General features: G+C 66.3%; 11 protein-coding genes. 7 read left to right on the top strand and 4 right to left on the bottom strand.

The genetic code is table 11. From position 1 onward, the window contains the following. The first annotated feature begins 9 nt into the window (after positions 1–9). Positions 10–756, top strand: a complete 747-nt coding sequence (locus J8F10_RS39410; RefSeq protein ID WP_246523669.1) for a hypothetical protein — start codon at positions 10–12, stop codon at positions 754–756. 737 nt (positions 757–1,493) lie between these two features. Here J8F10_RS39410 and J8F10_RS30770 read toward each other — a convergent pair. Next, positions 1,494–4,343, bottom strand: a complete 2,850-nt coding sequence (locus tag J8F10_RS30770) for a beta strand repeat-containing protein (RefSeq protein WP_210660375.1) — start codon at positions 4,341–4,343, stop codon at positions 1,494–1,496. Positions 4,344–4,562: 219 nt separating this feature from the next. On the opposite strand from J8F10_RS30770, the gene J8F10_RS30765 reads away from it, so the two are divergent. After that, complete coding sequence (locus J8F10_RS30765; RefSeq protein WP_210660374.1) at positions 4,563–5,165, top strand: RNA polymerase sigma factor; 603 nt, start codon at positions 4,563–4,565, stop codon at positions 5,163–5,165. Between the two features lie 101 nt (positions 5,166–5,266). Continuing rightward, positions 5,267–8,668, top strand: coding sequence for a WD40 repeat domain-containing serine/threonine protein kinase (locus tag J8F10_RS30760; RefSeq protein WP_210660373.1), 3,402 nt, complete (start codon positions 5,267–5,269; stop codon positions 8,666–8,668). Positions 8,669–8,758: 90 nt separating this feature from the next. On the opposite strand, the gene J8F10_RS30755 is transcribed toward J8F10_RS30760, so the two are convergent. Both J8F10_RS30755 and J8F10_RS30750 read right to left on the bottom strand, forming a co-directional pair. Further along, complete coding sequence (locus J8F10_RS30755) at positions 8,759–9,607, bottom strand: dienelactone hydrolase family protein (RefSeq protein ID WP_210660372.1); 849 nt, start codon at positions 9,605–9,607, stop codon at positions 8,759–8,761. A gap of 166 nt (positions 9,608–9,773) precedes the next feature. Next, complete coding sequence (locus J8F10_RS30750; RefSeq protein WP_210660370.1) at positions 9,774–10,250, bottom strand: hypothetical protein; 477 nt, start codon at positions 10,248–10,250, stop codon at positions 9,774–9,776. A 377-nt stretch (positions 10,251–10,627) separates the two neighbouring features. Between J8F10_RS30750 and J8F10_RS30745 the strand changes: the two genes are divergently transcribed. The 4 genes from J8F10_RS30745 to J8F10_RS30730 all read left to right on the top strand — a co-directional run bounded on the left by J8F10_RS30745 (position 10,628) and on the right by J8F10_RS30730 (position 18,196). Then, the gene (locus J8F10_RS30745; protein WP_210660368.1) at positions 10,628–13,537 is read left to right on the top strand and encodes a DUF1592 domain-containing protein; all 2,910 of its coding nucleotides are present in this window, start codon (positions 10,628–10,630) and stop codon (positions 13,535–13,537) included. A 33-nt stretch (positions 13,538–13,570) separates the two neighbouring features. Next, positions 13,571–14,911, top strand: a complete 1,341-nt coding sequence (locus J8F10_RS30740; RefSeq protein ID WP_210660367.1) for a DUF1552 domain-containing protein — start codon at positions 13,571–13,573, stop codon at positions 14,909–14,911. 293 nt (positions 14,912–15,204) lie between these two features. Next, the gene (locus tag J8F10_RS39405) at positions 15,205–16,059 is read left to right on the top strand and encodes a hypothetical protein (RefSeq protein WP_246523667.1); all 855 of its coding nucleotides are present in this window, start codon (positions 15,205–15,207) and stop codon (positions 16,057–16,059) included. A 49-nt stretch (positions 16,060–16,108) separates the two neighbouring features. Next, complete coding sequence (locus tag J8F10_RS30730) at positions 16,109–18,196, top strand: choice-of-anchor X domain-containing protein (protein WP_210660366.1); 2,088 nt, start codon at positions 16,109–16,111, stop codon at positions 18,194–18,196. 67 nt (positions 18,197–18,263) lie between these two features. Here the strand turns inward: J8F10_RS30730 and J8F10_RS30725 are convergent, their stop codons facing one another. Next, entirely contained in the window at positions 18,264–18,887 is a 624-nt protein-coding gene (locus J8F10_RS30725; protein WP_210660365.1) for a hypothetical protein, read from the bottom strand. Positions 18,888–19,082 lie beyond the last annotated feature (195 nt).

Genomic DNA, 19,082 nt, shown 5'->3' with positions numbered 1-19,082 from the left:
GGGGCGAAGATGACCGAAGCGGAGTGGCTATCGCGAACCGATCCGCTGCACTTGCTCAGCTTCTTGCTTGGGCGAATCACGTTCTTGCGCGGCCGAGGGGATCGAAAATTTCGGTTGTTTGCCTGCGCCTGCGCGAGACGGGTCGTTCACTTGGTACAGGACGCGCGCGCAAGGTCCGCTCTCAGCTTCGCCGACCAAATGGCCGAGCGCGGACTCGTCAGGGAGAAGGAAAGAGTCGCGATTCATGATGCCGGGCGTGAAGCGTGCGAGGCGCTCTGGCAACAGAACCGAGAGCAATTCGACGCGACGGGACTCCGCGCGCACCTCGCCGAATCCAATGCCACCTACGCGGCCGTTGATACCGCCGCAATCGACCCCTCGGTCGCGGCGAAAAGTTGCACCGCCGCCAGCCTTGCCGCGGCGTACTTGAGTTGCCAAGCACCATCGCCCCCAACCCCGTTTCCGCCCGATCGAGGTACCCGGATTGCCGAAGAGCAGTCTCAAATCGGCTTGCTTCGGGACATCTTCGGGAACCCGTTCCGTCTTGTAAACTTCTCCCCCGATTGGCGCACCTCAACAGCCGTCGCCCTTGCGTCGCAAATGTACGAGTCACGAGACTTTAGCGCCATGCCGATTCTCGCGGACGCGCTTCAGGACGCGGAATGTGATAACGACGACATTTTGAACCACTGCCGACAACCGGGCGAGCATGTGCGGGGCTGCTGGGTTGTGGATTTGCTGTTTGGGAAGGAGTAGGTGCGTGGCACACGTGTCACCACCGCAAGCAAATTCCAAATTCGACAAAGGGAGCGATTGGAATGGCGTACCGTCTTCCGGTCGTATGGTTGTGGGTACGGCGAGTCGCGCTCGCCCTTACCGCGCCGCTATGGGTGCCGGTCGTCGTCTTCGCCTTCGCTACGGAGCTGACCTTCCTGCCCGACGAGTCGCGGATACGGCGTCGAATGCGGCGGGCCGGCCGGTGGATCGGTTGGCGCGACCTCCTGTGCCAGCTCCGAGCAAGGACAGGTACACTCATCGTCGAAAGACCGCTGCCGAGTTGGTCGCACTCCCGCGTCTGGTGGACACCCGAAGTGGTACCGAGTCCCGAAATGGTGCCGCGTCCCGAAGTGGTGTCGAGCCCCGAACTGGGACCATTTTTGTTGTGGAATGATCCACTCGACAGGGAATACCACGCACGGTTTACTGACCTGGAGCGCGGCCGCGCCCAGTTGGTCGCGGTCTGGTGCGGAGGGCGTGTGGCGTCGGTTTTGAGCCGCCGGTTCCCCAGCGTCCCGATCATCGTCTACTGCTCGTTCTTACCCCCCGACTCCGCGGCCGAACCCGGCACTACACCGAACCACTGTTAAGGGCAGCGCTCCGACTCGTGCCCGACAGCCGGCAACGGTCAACCGCTACGAGCGCTCGAAGAGATAAAACGAACACGGGCGAGGGCCAATGCCCCCGCCCGCGGTCGGTCGTCAATGAGGGGCGACTCAGTTAATCAAAACGTTGTCGCCGGTACCGCCATCGAGGATATCGGCCCCGGGACCGCCGATCAGCACATCGTCACCCGCGCCACCGAGGAGGGTGTCGTTGCCGTCGCCGCCGATTAGCACGTCGTCGCCGTCGCCGCCGTTACCGGTGAACTGAATCGCGGAGCCGGTCAGCCCGCTCGCTTCCACCACATCGTTCCCGGCTAGTGCGTTCACCACGAGCCGGTCGTTGGCCGGTTCTGCACCGATGATGTTCACCGTCGCGGCCAGTCCGAGCACCTGCGCGCCGGTCCCAGTGCCGAACACGACGATCGCGTCGTCGCCGTTGGTGCCGTTGACGATCACGGTGTCGGCCGCCCCGTCCCCCGCGCCCCCGTTGAGGGTGCCCGCGAGGTTCAAATTCACCTCTGTCACATCGGTCCCGGACAGGTCGCCGACCGTAATCTGGTCCGCGCCCCCGAGGGCGTTGAAATCGATCGCTTCGACGTCGTTCAGATCCATTACCACGTTCGCCACGTTACGGGAGAACCGGACCCGCCCGCCGTTCGCCGAGATGTCGATGGCCTCGGCTATGTTCGCCCCGTTGAACACCATCTTGTCAGTGCCCGCCTGACCCTCGATCGTGTCGTTGTCGTCGCCCGGGTTCCACACGAAGGTGTCGTTGCCCGCGCCCATGAGGGCCGTGTCGTTGCCGTCGCCGCCGTTGATGAGGTCATCACCGTCGCTGCCGATCAGGAGGTCGTTGCCGAGGCCGCCGTTCACCGTGAGCTGAATCGAGTTGGCCCGGAGCGAGGTCGCGTTGATGACGTCGTCGCCGCCCTGCCCGTTGAGTACCAGCCGGTCGCTGGCCGGATCCTGGAAGAAGATGTTGACCGTGGTGTGCAGCCCGAACACGTTGACCCCGCCCGTGTCGCCCGCGGCCCCGAACGCATCAGCGCCCTGGGTGCCGTTGACCGTAACCGTGTCGGCCGCCCCGTCGCCGCCGCCCGCGGGCCCACGCAGGTCGACGTCGACGCGCGTCAGATCCGTACCGCTCAGATCGCCCACGACGACGTTGTCGGCCCCACCGAGGGCGCGGAACTCGATGTTCTCGACGTCGTCGAGGTCCATCGTGATGTTCGCCACGTCGCGGGTGAACAGCACCCGCCCGCCGTTCGCCACGATGTTAATGTTCTCGGCTATGTTGGCACCGAAGAACAGCATCTTGTCGTTCCCGCCCTGGCCCTCGACCGTGTCGCTCCCGTCGCCCGGGTTCCACTGGAACACGTCATTACCGGCTCCCAGGAAGGCCACGTCGTTGCCCTGGCCACCTAAGACAAAGTCGTTGCCGTCGCCACCGCGGATCACGTCGTCCCCGCGGCTGCCGAGGAGCGTGTCGTCGCCCGCCCCGCCGTCGATGGTCAGCTTCACGACCCCGGCGGGCACCGTGGACGCGGTCACCCCATCGTTCCCGCCCAGCGCGTTCACCACGAGTGCGTCGTTGGCGCCCTCGGAGTTCGTGATGTTCACCGTCGCGGCCAGCCCGACCACGCTGGCCGAAGTGCCCGCGCCGAAGACGTCGATGATGTCGTTGCCGTTGGTGCCGTTGACCGTGACCGTGTCGGCCGCTGCGTCACCTGCGGCCCCGTTGATGGTCCCGGCAAGGTTGATGTTGACGGTCTTCAGGTCGGTTCCTGCGAGATTGTTAACGGTGACCGTGTCGGCCCCGCCCAGCGCGTTCAGGTCGATCGCCTCGACGTCGTTGAGGTCCATCACGATGTTGGCGATGTTGCGGGTGAACCGGACGCGCCCGCCGTTCGCCGAGATGTCGAAGATCTCGTTGATGTTCGCCCCGTTGAACACCATCTTGTCGGTACCGTCCTGCCCCTCGATCGTGTCGTTACCGTCGCCCGGATCCCACTGGAACACGTCATTACCAGCGCCCATGAGGGCGACATCGTTGCCCTGGTTGCCGTCGATGAAGTCGTCGCCGTCGCCGCCGCGGAGCTGATCGTTCCCGTTGCTGCCGAGGATCGTGTCGTTGCCGGTCCCGCCGTCCACGGTGATTTGGATCAGCGCGGCCAGGTTGCCGGTGGTCGAGAACCTGTCGTTCCCGCCGTTCATGTTGACGACGAGTTTCTCACTGGTGCCGATGTCGATGCTGAACGGGGCCGGGTTCACCCGATCGAACCGCACGCGGGTGCCGTTCGCGGTGGTGGTGAACTGTTCATCGCCGTTGCCGCCGTTCACTTCGACGGTATCGGTGCCGGCGCCGCCCTCGTTCAGATCCGTGTCGTCGCCCGGGTTCCAGATCATCCGGTCGTCGCCGGCTTCACCGAACACCTGGTCGTCGGCGTCGCCGCCGGTCAGCGTGTCGTTACCCGCACCGCCGAACAGGAAGTCCGCACCGCCCTTGCCCAGGAGCGTGTCGTTACCGTCTTGACCGAACAACTGGTCGTTCCCGGACCCGCCGGTGAGCACGTCGTTCCCCGCGCCACCGAACAGGTTGGCACGCGGCAGTGCGCCGTTCGCCTCGTTCAGGGTGATCGTGTCGTTCCCGCCCTGCCCGAAGACCTGAATGAGAGCGGTGTTAGCTACTGTCGGCGTGCCGCCCTGGACCGCGACCGCCCCGCCGTTCACGAGAATCGTCCCGGCAGCGTTGCGGCTCACGGTGATCGTGTTGTCGAGGTTGTCGCCGAAAACGGAGAGCGTCCCGGCGCTGAAGGTGGCGACGACGGCCGGCACTTCGCGGGCGTCGAGCGCCTCGAGTCCCGGTGTGAACCGGCTCGTCAGTGAAACGGTCCGGGTATTGGTCCGGGCCGCGCGCCGGCGGGCGCCGCGGAGCATGGCCTGAAACAGTGCGCGTAACATCGGACGGTCTCCTGCGAAGACTGTGGAGGGGTTCGGGGTGTACCGTGCGGTCGGAGTGGGCGAGACGTGCGACAGGCGCCTTGCGGGTTCTGTGCCGGACGGCACCCGCGGTGTACAACACCTGGGAAGCCGACCGTTGCGACCGGGGACACCGGGTAGATCCGCGTTCCGTCAGGAACCGGCCAAAAAATTTCGCGCGCCTTCGATACGGAGGTCGGAATGTCCGTAAACGACTCGTTCACCGCACTCATGGGCCGGCTGCGGTCCGGGGAGGACGCGGCCGCGCGCGAGGTGTTCGTGCGGTTCGCCGCGCGCCTGGCGGGTTTGGCCCGCTCGCACCTCGACGCGCGGCTGGCCGTCAAGGTCGATCCCGAAGACGTGGTTCAATCCGCGTACAAAAGTTTCTTCTTGCGCCAGCGCGACGGGCACCTGGACGTTGGTACCTGGGACGGATTGTGGGGCGTACTCACGATGATTACGCTCCGCAAGTGCGCGGACCGGGCCGCGTACTACCGGGCCGAGAAGCGCAACGTGGGCCGCGAGACGCCCGGCGGGGCGGCCGGGGACAGTGCGCCGGCCGTCATCGACCTGGCGCTCGACCGCGAGCCGCTCCCGGACGAGGCGGCGGCGCTCGCGGAAACGGTGGACGCGCTCTTCCGCGCCATTGACGACCCGGACGAGCGGGCGATCCTGGAACTGAGCCTGCAGGGGCACACGGCGACCGAGATCAGCGAGCAACTCGGCCGGGCCGAGCGGTCGGTCCGGCGCCTGCGCGAGCGCGTCCGCAAGCGCCTGGAACGGATGCAAGTCGAAGCGGGGTAACGCTCGACTTGACACTCGGGGGAAATATTCGCCGGACGATGTAAACCCAATCGTTTAATGTGGTAGTTAGCGCGTTATCATCCCTCTCCGCGGAACGACGCATGGAACAGGGCACCCTGATCGGCGAGACCGCGTGGGCCGCGTGCGAGTCGGCCATCCGCGCGTTCGAGAACGCCTGGCGCACGCGCGACGCGCGCCCCGACGTCGGGGCGTTCGCCGCTCCCGACGCGCCGCACCCCACGCGGCTACTGGTCGAACTCGTTCACATCGATCTCGAGTTCCGCCTCCGGGCCGGCGAGGACGCCCGGGCCGAGGACTACTTCGCGCGCTTCCCGGCGCTGCGCGCGCGGGACCTGGCCGTGGACCTGCTCGTCGCCGAGTTCGCGCTGCGGAACCGCCACCGCCCCCCCGCGTGGCCGGAGGAGTTTTGGCTGCGGTTCCCCGAATTCGGGGGGGAGCTCCGCGCCCGGATAATCGGCGACGGGCGCACCGGTTGGTTCAGCGCGACCCGCCCGGCGGAGCGCGCCGGGGCGCCGCTCGCGGGTCCGCCGGTCATTCCCGGGTACGAGATCCTGGGCGAACTCGGACACGGCGGAATGGGCGTCGTGTACAAGGCCCGCGACCTGCTCCTGAACCGAACCGTGGCGGTGAAGACGTTCGCGCACGTGCCCCGGGCCGACGGGTGCGCCCGGTTCGCGCGCGAGGCGGAGGCGATCGCCCGGCTCGACCACCCGAACATCGTGCCCGTGTACGAGGTCGGGGACTGGCGCTGCGCCGACGGCTCGGCGGTCCCGTACTTCGCGATGAAGCTGTACCCCGGCGGGAACATGGGCGACGCGCCGGCCGGCAGTGGGACCGACCCGAGGGCACACGCGCGGGCCGTCGAGACCATCGCCCGCGCGGTCCACCACGCCCACCAGCGCGGCGTCCTCCACCGCGACCTGAAGCCGTCCAACATTCTACTCGACGACGCGGGGCGGCCGCACGTCGCCGACTTCGGGCTCGCCGGGCGCGTGGACCCGGGCGACCAGCAGACGCTCACTGCGGTGGTCGCGGGCACGCCCGCGTACATGGCGCCGGAACAGGCGAACAACCCGAAGCAGGTGTCGACCGCGGCCGACGTGTACGGGCTCGGCGCGATCCTGTTCAACCGCCTCACCGGGCGCTCGCCGTTCGCCGCGGAAACGCCGCTCGCGACCCTGGACCTGGTCACGAACGTACCCGCCGAGCGCCCGTCGGCCCTGAACCCGGCCGTCCCGCGGGATCTCGATACTATCTGTTTGAAGTGCCTGGAAAAAGACCCGGCGCGCCGGTACGCGACCGCACAGGAACTGGCCGACGACCTGGAGCGCTGGCGCCTCGGGGTGCCCATCACCGCCCGCCCGACTCCGACGTGGGAGCACGCCTACCGCCGCGTGCGGCGCCACCCGGTCGTTTCGGCGATGGTCGGCACCACGCTCGCCGCGCTCATCGGCGCGGTCGCGGTGCTGGCCGACAGCAACGCCCGTATCAGTGCGAAGGAGCGCGAAGTGTGGGCCGCGTACCAGCGCGAGTGCGCGATGCGGTACAAGTTGGAAGAGACTCTCGCCCGCGAGCAACGGGCGCTCTACCTGGAGCGGGTCGCCTCCGCGGGCCGGCTGTTCGCGGCCAACCAGCTCCCGCAAGCGTGGGCGGTGCTCGACCAGTGCCCCGAACAGTTCCGCGGGTGGGAGTGGCGGTACCTTGATGCGCTCCGCAAGGCCGACGGCCCGGGGCTCGCGGGGCACACGGGCTGGATCGTCCGAACCGGGTTCCTGCCGGACGGCCGGGCAGTGTCGGCCGACGCCTCCGGGCACGTTCGCGTGTGGGACGCGGCCGGGCGCACACAGCAGTGGGACTGGCCGATTGGCAATTCGCCGATCACGGCCCTCGCCGTTCACCCGACTCGGAACTGGGTCGCGATCGCCGACGGCAACGCCGTCACGGTTTGGGACGCGGACACCGGCAAGCCGGTCGCCCAGCCCGCTCGTGCGCTGTGGGCCGCATTCAACAGTGACGGCACCCGACTGGCCACCGCGCACAACGGGACCGTTCAACTGTGGTCCGTTCCGGATTGGAAACCGGTCGCGGAACTCCGCGGGCACGAACAGAAGGTCACCGCCGGCGCGTTCAGCCCGGACGGGCGCGTGCTCGTAACCGGTTCGCTCGACTGCTCCGTCCGCACCTGGGATCTGGAAACGGAAAAATCGATCGCGCGCCGATCGGTTCCGCTCCCGGTTGCGGGCTTGATCTTCGCCGATGCCGGCCGGGTGCTCGTCGAAGCTCACGCCGACGCGGTCCTGTTCACCGACCCGGCGACCGGCGCGCTGCGGGACCGGCTCGACTACCCCGGTATCACCCGGCCCGCGGTCGCGACCGGTCCGGACCCGCGCTCGGTGGCCGTTAGTGGAGCGAACGGGGAGGTCGTGGTCTGGGACGCGGCCAAGCGCCGGGTCACGCAAACGCTGCGCGGGCACACGGCTCTCGTTTCGGCCGTCGCGTTCAGCCGCGACGGGAAGCGACTGGTATCGGGCGGCGGGGACCAAACCGTTCGGATCTGGGACCTCGCCCAGCGCCCGGAGGTCCGCGCGATCGCAGAAGCCAACGGCGGCGGGGCACTGTCGTTGGCCCCGGGCGGAGCGCACGCGGCCATCGGGTTCCCGGTTCTCGCGAACCCCTCACACGCGCGGTCGACGGCTCTCGAAACCGCGACCGGAAAGGAAGTGCGCCGGTTCCCCCACGGTACGGACGTCGCCTTCCACCCGATCTCCGGGCAACTCGTTACAGGGCAAGCGGGCGGGCGCATCGCGCTCCTCGATCCCACCACCGGTAAAGAGGTGTGGAACCGGGCGTTCCCCGACACTCCCGCGCCCGAAGGCAAGACATTCGGTCCGCCGGGTCTGCGCATCGCCTTCAGTGCGGACGGCACGCGCCTGGCGACGCGCGGGCCGCGGGCGACCGGAGTGCAGTTGTGGAACCCGGTCGACGGCTCCCCGGTCGCCCGGCTGGACACCGGCAACACGTACATTTACGCCCTCGAATTCCTCCCCAACGGTTCGCGGCTCGCGGTGGCTTCGATCGACGCGGTCACGATGTGGGACGTGGCGACCGGCACCCGGGTGCCGTGGGGCGATAACGGCCGGGGAGCGGCCGCGCTCGCTTGTAGCAGCGACGGGCGGTGGATCGCGACGGCCGACCTAGACCGCGGCGTGCGCCTCCGCGACGCGGCGACCGGGCAAACGGTTCGGACGCTCGTTGGGAACACGATGCGGGTTAACGCGCTCGCGTTCAGTCCCGACGGCACCCGGCTGCTCACCGGCGGGTCCGATCGGACGGTGCGCGTGTGGGACGTGGAATCGGGCCAGGAGCTGCTCTCCCTCCCCGGCACCGGAGACGCGGTTACGGCGGTCGCATGGGACCGATTGGGCGGGCTCATTTACGCGCTCGACGACACCCTGCGCGTTTGGGGCCGCCCCCGGGAATGACGCTCTTGGGTTGAGGAACAGTGGAGGCACCAACCACGGGTGCAGTGATCGGTGCCCGGCCCGAGGGCGTTCGCGCACGTTACCCGGGCGTCACGCCACGCCGTTCTTCTTGAACCACGCCTGCAACCGCTTCCACCCGTCCTCGGCTGCTTCCTTCCGATAGCTCGGGCGGTAGTCGGCATAGAATGCGTGCGGGGCGTCGGGGTAGAGGACGATCTCACCCGGTTTGTCCGCCTTCTTCAGCGCCGCCCGCATCGCCTCCACGTCCTTGACCGGGATGCCGGTGTCCTTCTCCCCGTACAGCCCCAGCACCGGCGCCTTGATATCGCCCGCCAGGTCGATCGGGTACTTCGGTTGCAGTTCGGTCGACTTCCCGGCCCCGGACAGGCGCCCGTACCACGCGACCCCGGCCTTGAGGTCTTTGTTGTGGGCCGCGTACAGCCACGTGATCCGCCCGCCCCAACAGAACCCGGTGATGCCCAGCTTCGACGTGTCCCCGTTGCCCGTCTTCTTGGCCCACGCGACCGCGGCGTCCAAGTCGCTCATCACCTGCGTGTCCGGCACCTTCGAGACCACCTTACCGAAGATCTCCTGAATGTCGGTGAGCTTCGACACGTCGCCCTGGCGCGCGTACAGTTCGGGGGCGATGGCCAGGTACCCGAGTTTGGCGAGTCGGCGGCACACGTCCTTGATGTGCTCGTGGACCCCGAAGATTTCCTGCACGACCAGCACGGTCGGGAACGGCCCGCCCTTGTCCGGGGCGGCCCGGTACGCCGGGATGTCGCCGTCCTTGACCGGGATCTTCATTTCCCCGGCGGTGAGGCCCTTGGTGTCAGTGGTGATCGTCTCGGCGGCGACGGGCTGGGTCGAAAGTGCGAACCCGGCGGCGAGTGTCGTCACTGCGAACTCGCGGCGGCTGATCGGCAATTCATCGCGCATACTGCGGCTCCTCGGCAGACGGGGCGAGAAAGGAATTCTCCACGAACGGGCACCGGAGGCAAGTGAAACCCGCGAGTATAGCGTTCTAGGGCGAGGGCGCCGCGTACAAGCTCGCACACCGGGCCACGGTTCCGGGCCGGCTCACGAATCGCGCTGGGTACGGCGGTTAAGGCAGTACTTCCTTGAACTTGGGGAGCGCGCGGGGCGGACCGCGAAAGACGAACCGCCCGCTCGCGAATGCCTCATCGTGGTTCAGCCCGGACACGTCTTCGGCCTCTTGCTTCGCGTCTTGCGGCGTCTCCTTGAGCACGGAATAAACGACGCGCTCGTCTCTCGTGCGGTACGCGGTATCCGCCTCCGTCCAGTCGTTGAAGGGCGACTGCTCGGGGACGAGGTAACCGGAGACGACGTGCTGATGGGTCATGATAAGGAACTTGTATCGCAGGCCGGCTTTCTTGAAATGCTCCACTAATTCTTTGTACGTCCAGCGCTCGACGTCTTTCGCGCTGGCCCGCACCTTGAGTGGGATCGCCCCGCCGCTACCGCCGGGTGGCGGGGTGTCGGACGGCGGTGGACCGTCGTCTCGGTTTTTCCCGCACCCCGCCGCGATCACCAAAACGATCGTGATACCCGCCCAGCGCATGAAGTGATCCCGTGCGGGCAGGTCTCACGGTGGCCGCGGCCCGCGCACGGCAACTCGGTTACAGTCATGATTCGGTTACAGTCATGATCGAGCACCAGTGTGCCGCACAGCGGACGAGGCGCCAAGCAGAAAGGAGCCGCCGCGTTCACGTCCCGCGGCCAACTGAATTTCATTCCCGTGGAGTGAAGATAAGCTCCTCGGGGCCGCCGTTACGGTCTCAGCCGGACGGTGAACTGCACCGGGGCGCCATCAATTATTGTCCCAGCGGGCGGCTGAACCGGGTTGAAGAGTATTGCGATTTCTCTCCCCCGCGGTTAGCTTCTTCAGGGACGAAACTCCTGCCGAGTCGCACGTTACCCGCCGCCCCGAGCGCCTTCATGACCTCTTCTCGACTTCCGTTCGCCGTGCTCGCGTTGCTGTGCGCGGCGGTGCCGGTCCGGGCCGCTGATCCGCTCGAAACCGCGTTCGACCGCGACGTGAAGCCGTTCCTTAAGCAGTATTGCACCCGCTGCCACAACGCGGACAAGCAGACTTCTGGCGTCCGCGTCGACCACCTCGACGCGAAGTTGGAAGACCGCCACCTCAAACTGTGGGAACACGTCCTGAGTCAGACGAAGGACAGCGCGATGCCGCCGGAAGACGCCAAACAGCCGACCGCCGACGAGCGCAAGAAGGTGGTCGAATGGGCGGAACAGGCGCTGAAAGTCGCCCGACTGCGCCCGGCGCCGAAGAACGGCAGCGTGCGCCGGCTCACGGTCGCGCAGTACCGCAACACGCTCCGTGAGCTGCTCCTGCTCGAAGACAATCTCGCGGAGGTGCTGCCGCCGGACGCGGTTTCGCGGGACGGCTTCGTGAACAATCAGGAAACGCTCCAAATCTCGCCGCTGCTTCTGGAGGCGTACTTCGACATCGCGGACCAAGCGCTGACCCGCAGCATCATCGACCCGAAAGCGAAACCGGTGATCCAGAACTTCCGCGTGGACCTCGGCGCGGGGATCAACACGAAGCCGATCGCGGACGAGTTAATCCTCGGCGCGGACAGCCTGCTCCTGGACAAGCGCGACTTCACGGTGGAGCAACTCAAGCCGAACAAGCCGTTCGCCTACGAACCATTCTTGATGCGGACGAAGTACCGCTTCATCGAGGGTTACCAGGGGAACGACACGGTCCGCGGGTGGCGCGAATACGACAGCATCTATCACTCGGTGTTCGCGTGCATGCGCGGCAGCCACGGGTACCCGAAGGGCCGCGCGTACAGCACGGTTCCACAAGGGCTATTGCTCCGGCCCGCGATCCCGAGTTCGGAAATTTTCGGCCAGGACAGCACCTACGGGCCGAAAGCCAACTTCAAGATCGCGCTGCGGGAATTCCCAGAACACGGGCGCTTCCGCGTGACGGTTCTGGCCGCGAAGTACGACGACGGCCTGTTGCTCGACGCGGGCACGAAGCCCGCCGAGGCGAACGACAGCGTCTCGGTACGCGATCTGAAAGCGCCCCAAACTGTGACCGTTCCGCGTGCCGGCATTTATCAAATCGATGTGTTCACGACGAAGGGCGCCAAACCCGCTGAACTCACGCTTGCACTGGGCGAGCGCCACTTCACCGGCACGCCCGGTCAGCCCGCGTTCCTCGTGGTGCGCCTGCCGACCGGGGCGCTCATGGTTGGTGCGAAGGGAGCGGTACCGGAACGAGTCGCACTCACTCCACTGGCCGCGGGCCATGAGTTGGCGAAGCGGTTCGAGGCGTTCGAGAAACGGTCCCCGCAACTCGGCGTCCACCTGGGGTTCCGGCGCGATTGCGGCAGCACGCTCGCACCCGTTGGCGAACCGCACGCGGTCCGAGACACGAAGCTCACCAAGTTCGTGTTTGAAGGAGCGATTCAAAACTACCCGGACCCGAACGTGGAGAAGGACAACGTCAACTACCTCGCCGGCGTTCGCGAAATCGGGGTACGGAGCGAGTACACCGACGGCCGCGATATGCCGCGGTTGCTGATCCGCTCCGTGGAGTTCGAGGGACCGCTGTGCGACACGTGGCCGCCGGCCCCGCACCGGAGCATCTTCCCGAACGACGACCAGACGCCCGAAGTCGCGCGAAAGATGATTCACGACTTCGCGACGCGAGCGTTCCGCCGTCCGGTCACCGCGGATGAGGAAAAAGCGTTCGTCACGGTGTATGAGAAGGCTACCAAGGGCGGGGCACGCTTCCGCGACGCGGTGAAGGACGCGCTCCAGGTCGTGCTGGTCTCTCCGCAGTTCCTGTTCCTGATCGAAACGAGCCGCACGCCCGAAGCCGAACCGCTGGACAACTACGAACTGGCGTCCAAGCTGTCGTACTTCCTGTGGAACGGCCCACCGGATGCCGCGCTTCTGAAGTCGGCCGCGAACGGCACGTTGCCGAAGACGCTGGACGCGGAAGTCGCGCGGATGATCGCCGATCCGCGGTCCCACCAATTTACGGGTGCATTCGCTTCACAGTGGTTAGCGCTCGACAAGTTCGCTGTGCTCGAACCGGACCGCAAGCGGTTCCCGAAACTCACCCGCGACACTCGCCGAGAACTGGCGGAAGAACCCGTGCAGTTCTTCGAGTACCTAGTTCGGAACAACCTGTCGGCGCGGAACTTGGTCGCGTCCGATTTCGTGCTGGCGAACGAGGTGGTGGCGAACTACTACGGCCTCGGGGACCGGACCGAGAGCGGGTTCCGGTTTGCGCCGATTCGTCACGGCCGCTCCGACCTGGGCGGGCTCCTGACGCAACCGGCGATCCTCGCGGGGCTGTCCGACGGGCGCGAGTCGAACCCCGTGAAGCGCGGGGCGTGGCTCGCCCGCAAGATCGTGGCCGAACCGCCGGACGATCCGCCACCGAACGTCCCCGCACTGAAGGAAGACACGAAGTCCGCTTCCCTCCGGGAGCGGCTCGAACGGCACCGCAACCAGCCCGGTTGTGCGCAGTGCCACTCGAAGGTCGATCCGTGGGGCGTGCCGTTCGAGGAGTTCGACGCCGCCGGTCGGTTCAAGACGATCAAAGTGGACGCGCGATCGACGCTGCCGGACAAGACCGAGATCGCGGACTTCGCCGGGCTGCGGAAGTACCTCGCGGACGATCGCGTGGATCAGGTCGCGTTCAGCGTTTTGAAGCACCTGGCGATTTACGCGACCGGCCGCAACCTGACATACGGCGAACTTGAGTTCCTGCGCACAGATGCGTTAAGATTGAAGGCCACCGGGTACCGAATGCAGGATATGATCCGCTACATCGTGACCAGCAAGATGTTCCTCGAAAAGTAACCCCGCCCCACCCGCCTCCCTCGGACACGAGCCATGCCCACCGCACCGCAACTGGACCGTCGCGCATTTCTTCGTGGGATCGGCGGGGCCGCGCTCGCACTGCCGGTGCTCGACGCGATGGGCGCCGAGGTCACGGCACAGGCGCCCCGCCGGTTCTGCGCGATTTACACCGCCAACGGCATGTCGCTGCCGCAGAAGACGCACGGGATCGACGAGTGGAGCTGGTTCCCGACCGCCGAGAAGAACGGCGAGTTCGTGTTCGGCAAATCGACCGAACCGCTGGCCCCGTTCCGCAAGAACCTCAGTTTCCTGGGCGGACTGCACCACCCGAGCGGTCCCAAGGCGGACCCGCACGTGTGCTCGGACATGTGGCTCACCGGTGCGCCGCTGCACAACCCGAAGCCGGGCACGTACAACACGGCCAGCCTCGATCAGGTGGTCGCGCAGCACACGAAGAAACACTGCCGCCAACCCTCGCTGGTGCTGTCGATCGACGCGGGCACCGGGTTTCTCTCGCGGACGGGTACGATCGCGTACAGCCTCGAGGGGCGCCCGATCCCGGCGGACAACAACCCGCGCCGCGTCTTCAACCGCCTCTTCCGTGGCGACCGCGACTCGATGAACGCGGAGCGCGAAAAGCTCCAGAAGCAGATCAAGCTGGTGGACGCGGTCTCCGCGAGCGCCAAGACCCTCGACAAGCAACTCGGTAAGTCCGACCGCGAGCGGATGGACCAGTACCTCACGTCGCTCAACGAACTGGAATCGCGGCTGATCGCGGCGGAGAAGTGGGTCGATGTGCCGCTCAAGAAGCAGGACCACGCGCACCTGAAATTGGACGCCACGAACGAGAGCGCCCCGGCCGACTATTACCGCGTGATGTTCGACCTGATCGCGCTCGCGTTCGACGCGGACATCACCCGCTCGGTGGTGTTCATGCTCAACCGCGAGGACGGGATGGGCATCAGCGACACGTTCCCGATCAAACTCGGGCTGGGCCACACGCACCACACGCTCTCGCACGCCGGGGACAAGGCGGGCCAACTGGCGTTCGCGAAGTACGACCTGTTCCTCAGCCAGCAACTCGCGCACTTCCTGGGCCGGTTGGCGAAGTATCAAGACCGCGACGGCACCGTGCTGGACAACACCATCGTGCTCTACGGCAGCGGCGCGAGCACGACGCACACCCCCAAGAACCTGCCGACGCTCGTGGCCGGCGGCTCGAAGATGGGGCTCAAGCACGGCACCTACTGGAAGAAGGACGACGCCCGCATGTCCGACATGTACCTCAGCGTCCTGCGCGCGCTGGCCATCGAACAGGAGTCGTTCGCAGACAGTACGGGCACGCTGAGCGGCTCGATTTTTACCCGCGTGTGAGTGCTCCTGTTCGCAACTTCTCCGCGCCGAGCGCCGGATGCGCGAACTCGGGCCGCGCACGTTCCGCGTGGACGTGCTGCTCAAACACTTTCACAGGTCGCTCCCTCTTGGACCGCAGCACCCGTGTGATCGCCGGGCGCGACGGGTACGAGGCCTGGCGCCACCTCCGCGCCCTCAACCAACTCGGCGTCACTTGGGGGGCACTCCAAGCCATCTAAAACCCAAATGCGACGAACCGGCAGGCCTGCACCCGGCGGCGCATCGGCTATGTTGAGGGCGGAAGGGAGTGACCAATGACCGAAGCGGAATGGCTCGCGTGCGAAGACTTGGTGCCGATGCTGCGCTTCGTGCTGGGGGAGCCGGTTGTCGGGGAGACGGTCAACCTTCCGGGTCGGGGTGCGGTGGAGGTCCACCACTTTCCGAGGTGCTGGGTCAGAGACCGCGGTCGGCGACTGTTTCTCTGCGCGTACTGCCGGGCCGTTGATCCAGCGCTGACCGGGGACGCCTTCCGCGCCGCAGTCGAAACAACCGAGCGATACCTCGTTGGTTTGGCGCCCCCCGAAGAGGTGGTGACGGCGTCGAAGTTGATTGCCGTGGAGGTTGATGCTTTTTTGGACGAGTACCTCCGGCCCTCCGCGCCGAGCGCGCCACTAGATCGCGGATGGCGCGCGATCCTCTCGCGGGTGGGACGGTGGGCGGCCGGACTCGTGGCCAACGACACGGATAACTGGTCGCCGGAGCGGTTCAGGCGGTTCGCGCTGGATCGAATTGCGCGGACGGCGTCCCACGTCGACTACGACCACTCAGCGGCGTCCGGGATCGACTGGGTGACCGAGGAGGCGGTTTGGCTCAGTCTTGCGGGATCGGGACCGCACGAATGGCAACTCCGCATTCCTGCGATCTGTCGCGACATCTTCGGGAACCCGTTCCGCCCTGTTGCCTTCTCCCCCGATTGGCGCACCTCGACAACCGTCACACTGGCCGCCCAAATGTACGAGTCGCGCGACTTCAGTGCGATGCCGATTCTCGCCGACGCGATTCAGGATGCCGGGTGTGATAATGACGACATCCTGAACCACTGCCGTGACGCGAACCAAGTTCACGTGCGCGGGTGCTGGGTCGTAGACTTGGTGTTGGGCAAGGAGTGACGGTTTGCGTCACGAGACGAGCATCCCGCACCTGCCGCGAGGACTACGTATGACCGCCTGTTACTGGCGCTGGCTGATTCTCTCGTGGCTGGTTCTCGTCGCATCGGTCGGAGGCGCGCGAGCTGTCGAACCGGAGAAGGCGGCGGCGATCATCAACGTGCGGCACGAACCGGTCGCGCCGAAGCCCGACGTGCCGGTGTTGGTCACCGTGCGACTGGCGGAGGGCGTGACCAAACCGGTACTGAAGCTCCAGGCCGTCGCACCCGGGAAGTACGTTCGCAAGACCGACGCCGAGTACGCGAAGGACTGGACCGATCTGCCGATGCACGACGACGGCAAAGACGGTGATGCGAAAGCCGGCGACGGCGTGTACAGCGTTCGCGTCCCGGCAACGTACCAGAAACACCGCTGGTTGCTGCGGTACCGCGTTACGGCGACCGACCGTGGCGGCAAAGCGGTGCAAGCCCCCGAAGCCGACGACACGTGCCCCAACTTCGCGTGGTGGTGCGATGCTGGCCCCGCGGCCTGGAGCGGCTCCCGGAAACCGGGCAAAGCCCTCCCGGTCAACTACTCCGCGGAGTTCCTTGGCACGCTGCAAACCCTGCACCTCCTGGCGCGGGCCGATGACGTCGCGAAGAGCCAGTGGGACGGCAACGCCCACAAGCAGAAGCAGCAGGGCACGCTCGTTTATCGCGGCGTGGTGTACGACCACATCCAGTACAGCAACCGCGGCCAGGGCAGCGCCCACATCGCCGGCAAGAACAAGTGGGGACTGAAGTTCAACCGCGGGCACGATGTTCCCTTCGCCGACCACGACGGCAAACCGTTCCCGGCCGCGTGCGACGGCCTCGACCTGAACCCCGGCGGCTCCACCCCGTACCTGCCGGTCCACCGCGGCATCGCGGGCCTGGACGAAGTGCTCTCGATGCGCTCGTACCGGCTCGCCGGCGTACCCGCTCCCCCGGCAACGTGGGTGCAGTGGCGCGTGGTCACGGACGCCGACGAGGTGTCCGCAAAGGACCAGTTCGCGGGCGACTTGTGGGGCCTGTACGTGGCGATGGGCGACATGAAGCCGAAGCTGCTCGCCGACCGCAAACTGGCGGACGGCTTGACGGTTAGCGCGCAGAGCGGCGTCAAGCACGCACCCAAGGAGATGGCAGACGCGCCGAAGGAGTGGGAAAAATTCCTCAACGGGATGCGGTCGAACCCCAAGGAAGACTGGTGGCGGAAGAACCTCGACCTGCCCGCGTACTACAGCTTCCACGCACTGAACCGGCTGCTGGGCAACGTGGACCTGCGGCCCGATGGCAACCACGGGTACTACCGCCACCCCGACGGCCGATGGGCACCGATCCCGTGGGACATGGACATGACGTTCGTCCCGCGGCACCACCAGCCGGGCTACATCGAGGCCATCGGGTGCCTCAATCACCCCGCGATCGCGATCGAGTACCGCAACCGCGCGCGGGAGATCCTCGACCTGTTCGCCGCCAACGGCACCGAACGCGGCGGTCAAGTGGGGCAACTGGTATCGGACCTCGGCGCCGCGCTGACCCCGAAGGAGCATACAGTGGACTGGCCCCGACTCGATGAGGCGCGCTGGAACTTCTCGCCGCGGATCAACCCGCAGGGCGCGTACTTCGTGAACCCGGCCAGCGCCGAGCACTTCGGCGGGAAGTGGACGCGAACTCTGGCAACCAACGATTTCGCGGGGTTCCGCAAGTACCTCGTCGATTTCTGCACCGACTCGCGCCCAACCAAGAACTACGCCCCGAACGACGGCGAGCCGCGCGGCTACGGGTGGGGCTACCTGGCCCACGAAGCCAAGGACGACAAGATCCCCGCGAAGCCGACGGTGGACCGGACCGGCGGCAAGTTCCGGTTCGAGTCATCAGCGTTCGCCTCACCTGCCAAACACACGTCAGCGGTGCTGGAGTGGCGGGTCGGGCGGGTCGGTCAACTCGGTTGGTACGAACTCGACGAGCACTGGCGGAAAGAGGTGAAATCGGGCCGCACGATCGACATCCCGCCGGAAGTGTTCAAGGAACCGGGCGAGTACCGGGTCCGCGCCCGCTGGCGCGACAACACCGGGCGCTGCGGGCACTGGAGCGCGCCGGTCGGAGTCAGCGTGAAATAGCGCGCCCAACCAATTCGGCGTCATCCGAAACGTGCTGTGTGCAGAGTCGCGGAGTGGTTTAGCGCGATCACTCCGCGATCGTAAACGGCTTGTTGTCACCCCGCGGCCCGGCTTCCGCGAAGAGCGCTTTCAGCTCATCGATCGGCGCCAGTGGCGCGTCCAACACTTCCAAGAACTTCGCCCAATCTGCTTTCGGCAGCGTGATTACAGATGTCAGAGTGAAGGCAAAATACGTCCCGATGCCCTCGCTTGCTTGGTTTTGCGGTTGTGGCACCATTCGATTTTCCGTGGAGACACGTAACGGTTTCGGCAGAGCATTCAGCTTCTTCCCGGAATGTGACACGGCTACCAAGAGCCGGTTCACTTCAGCCCCAAGTACCCTTGTCGCGGATACCTTGCGGTGGAACGAGATCGCCGGGCTTGTCGCCGGCCAACGCACATCATGTTCTTGATCGCGTCCGCGCTCTGGCCGGTGTTCTTGTAGCGGTCGTTGTGCCATCAGCCGTAAACACGTAGATGCCTGGAGCGTGTGACCCTTCTTACCGAGCGAGTCGGCAATGCCGCGGAAGAACGCGCCTTCTTTGTCTTTGCGCCGGCGCTGGTACCAGTCGTCACCGGTCACGGGAACGAACTTCTCTTGGCACATGCGGATGATGTCAGGATCGGCGAAGGCGGACGCGCGGCCCACCACGATGTTGTTTCATCCACAACCGAGGGGGTGCCCGTATTTCCCAGAGCAGAATCGGCTTGCCCGCGTCGGCGGCCTTCTTGCGGGCGCCCCACAAGTTCCTTGTCTCGTACCCCGAAACCGGAGGTGTTTGTGAAGCAGTTGTCAGCCGTTGTTAGCAATCGGCGCAGGCGGGAGAGGGGCTTAAAAACGCTGAAT

This window comes from Gemmata palustris (assembly GCF_017939745.1).
GTDB classification, from domain to species: Bacteria; Planctomycetota; Planctomycetia; order Gemmatales; family Gemmataceae; genus Gemmata; species Gemmata palustris.
The sequence above is the reverse complement of the archived record's forward strand: the minus strand, read 5'-3'. Positions and strand labels throughout refer to the sequence as shown.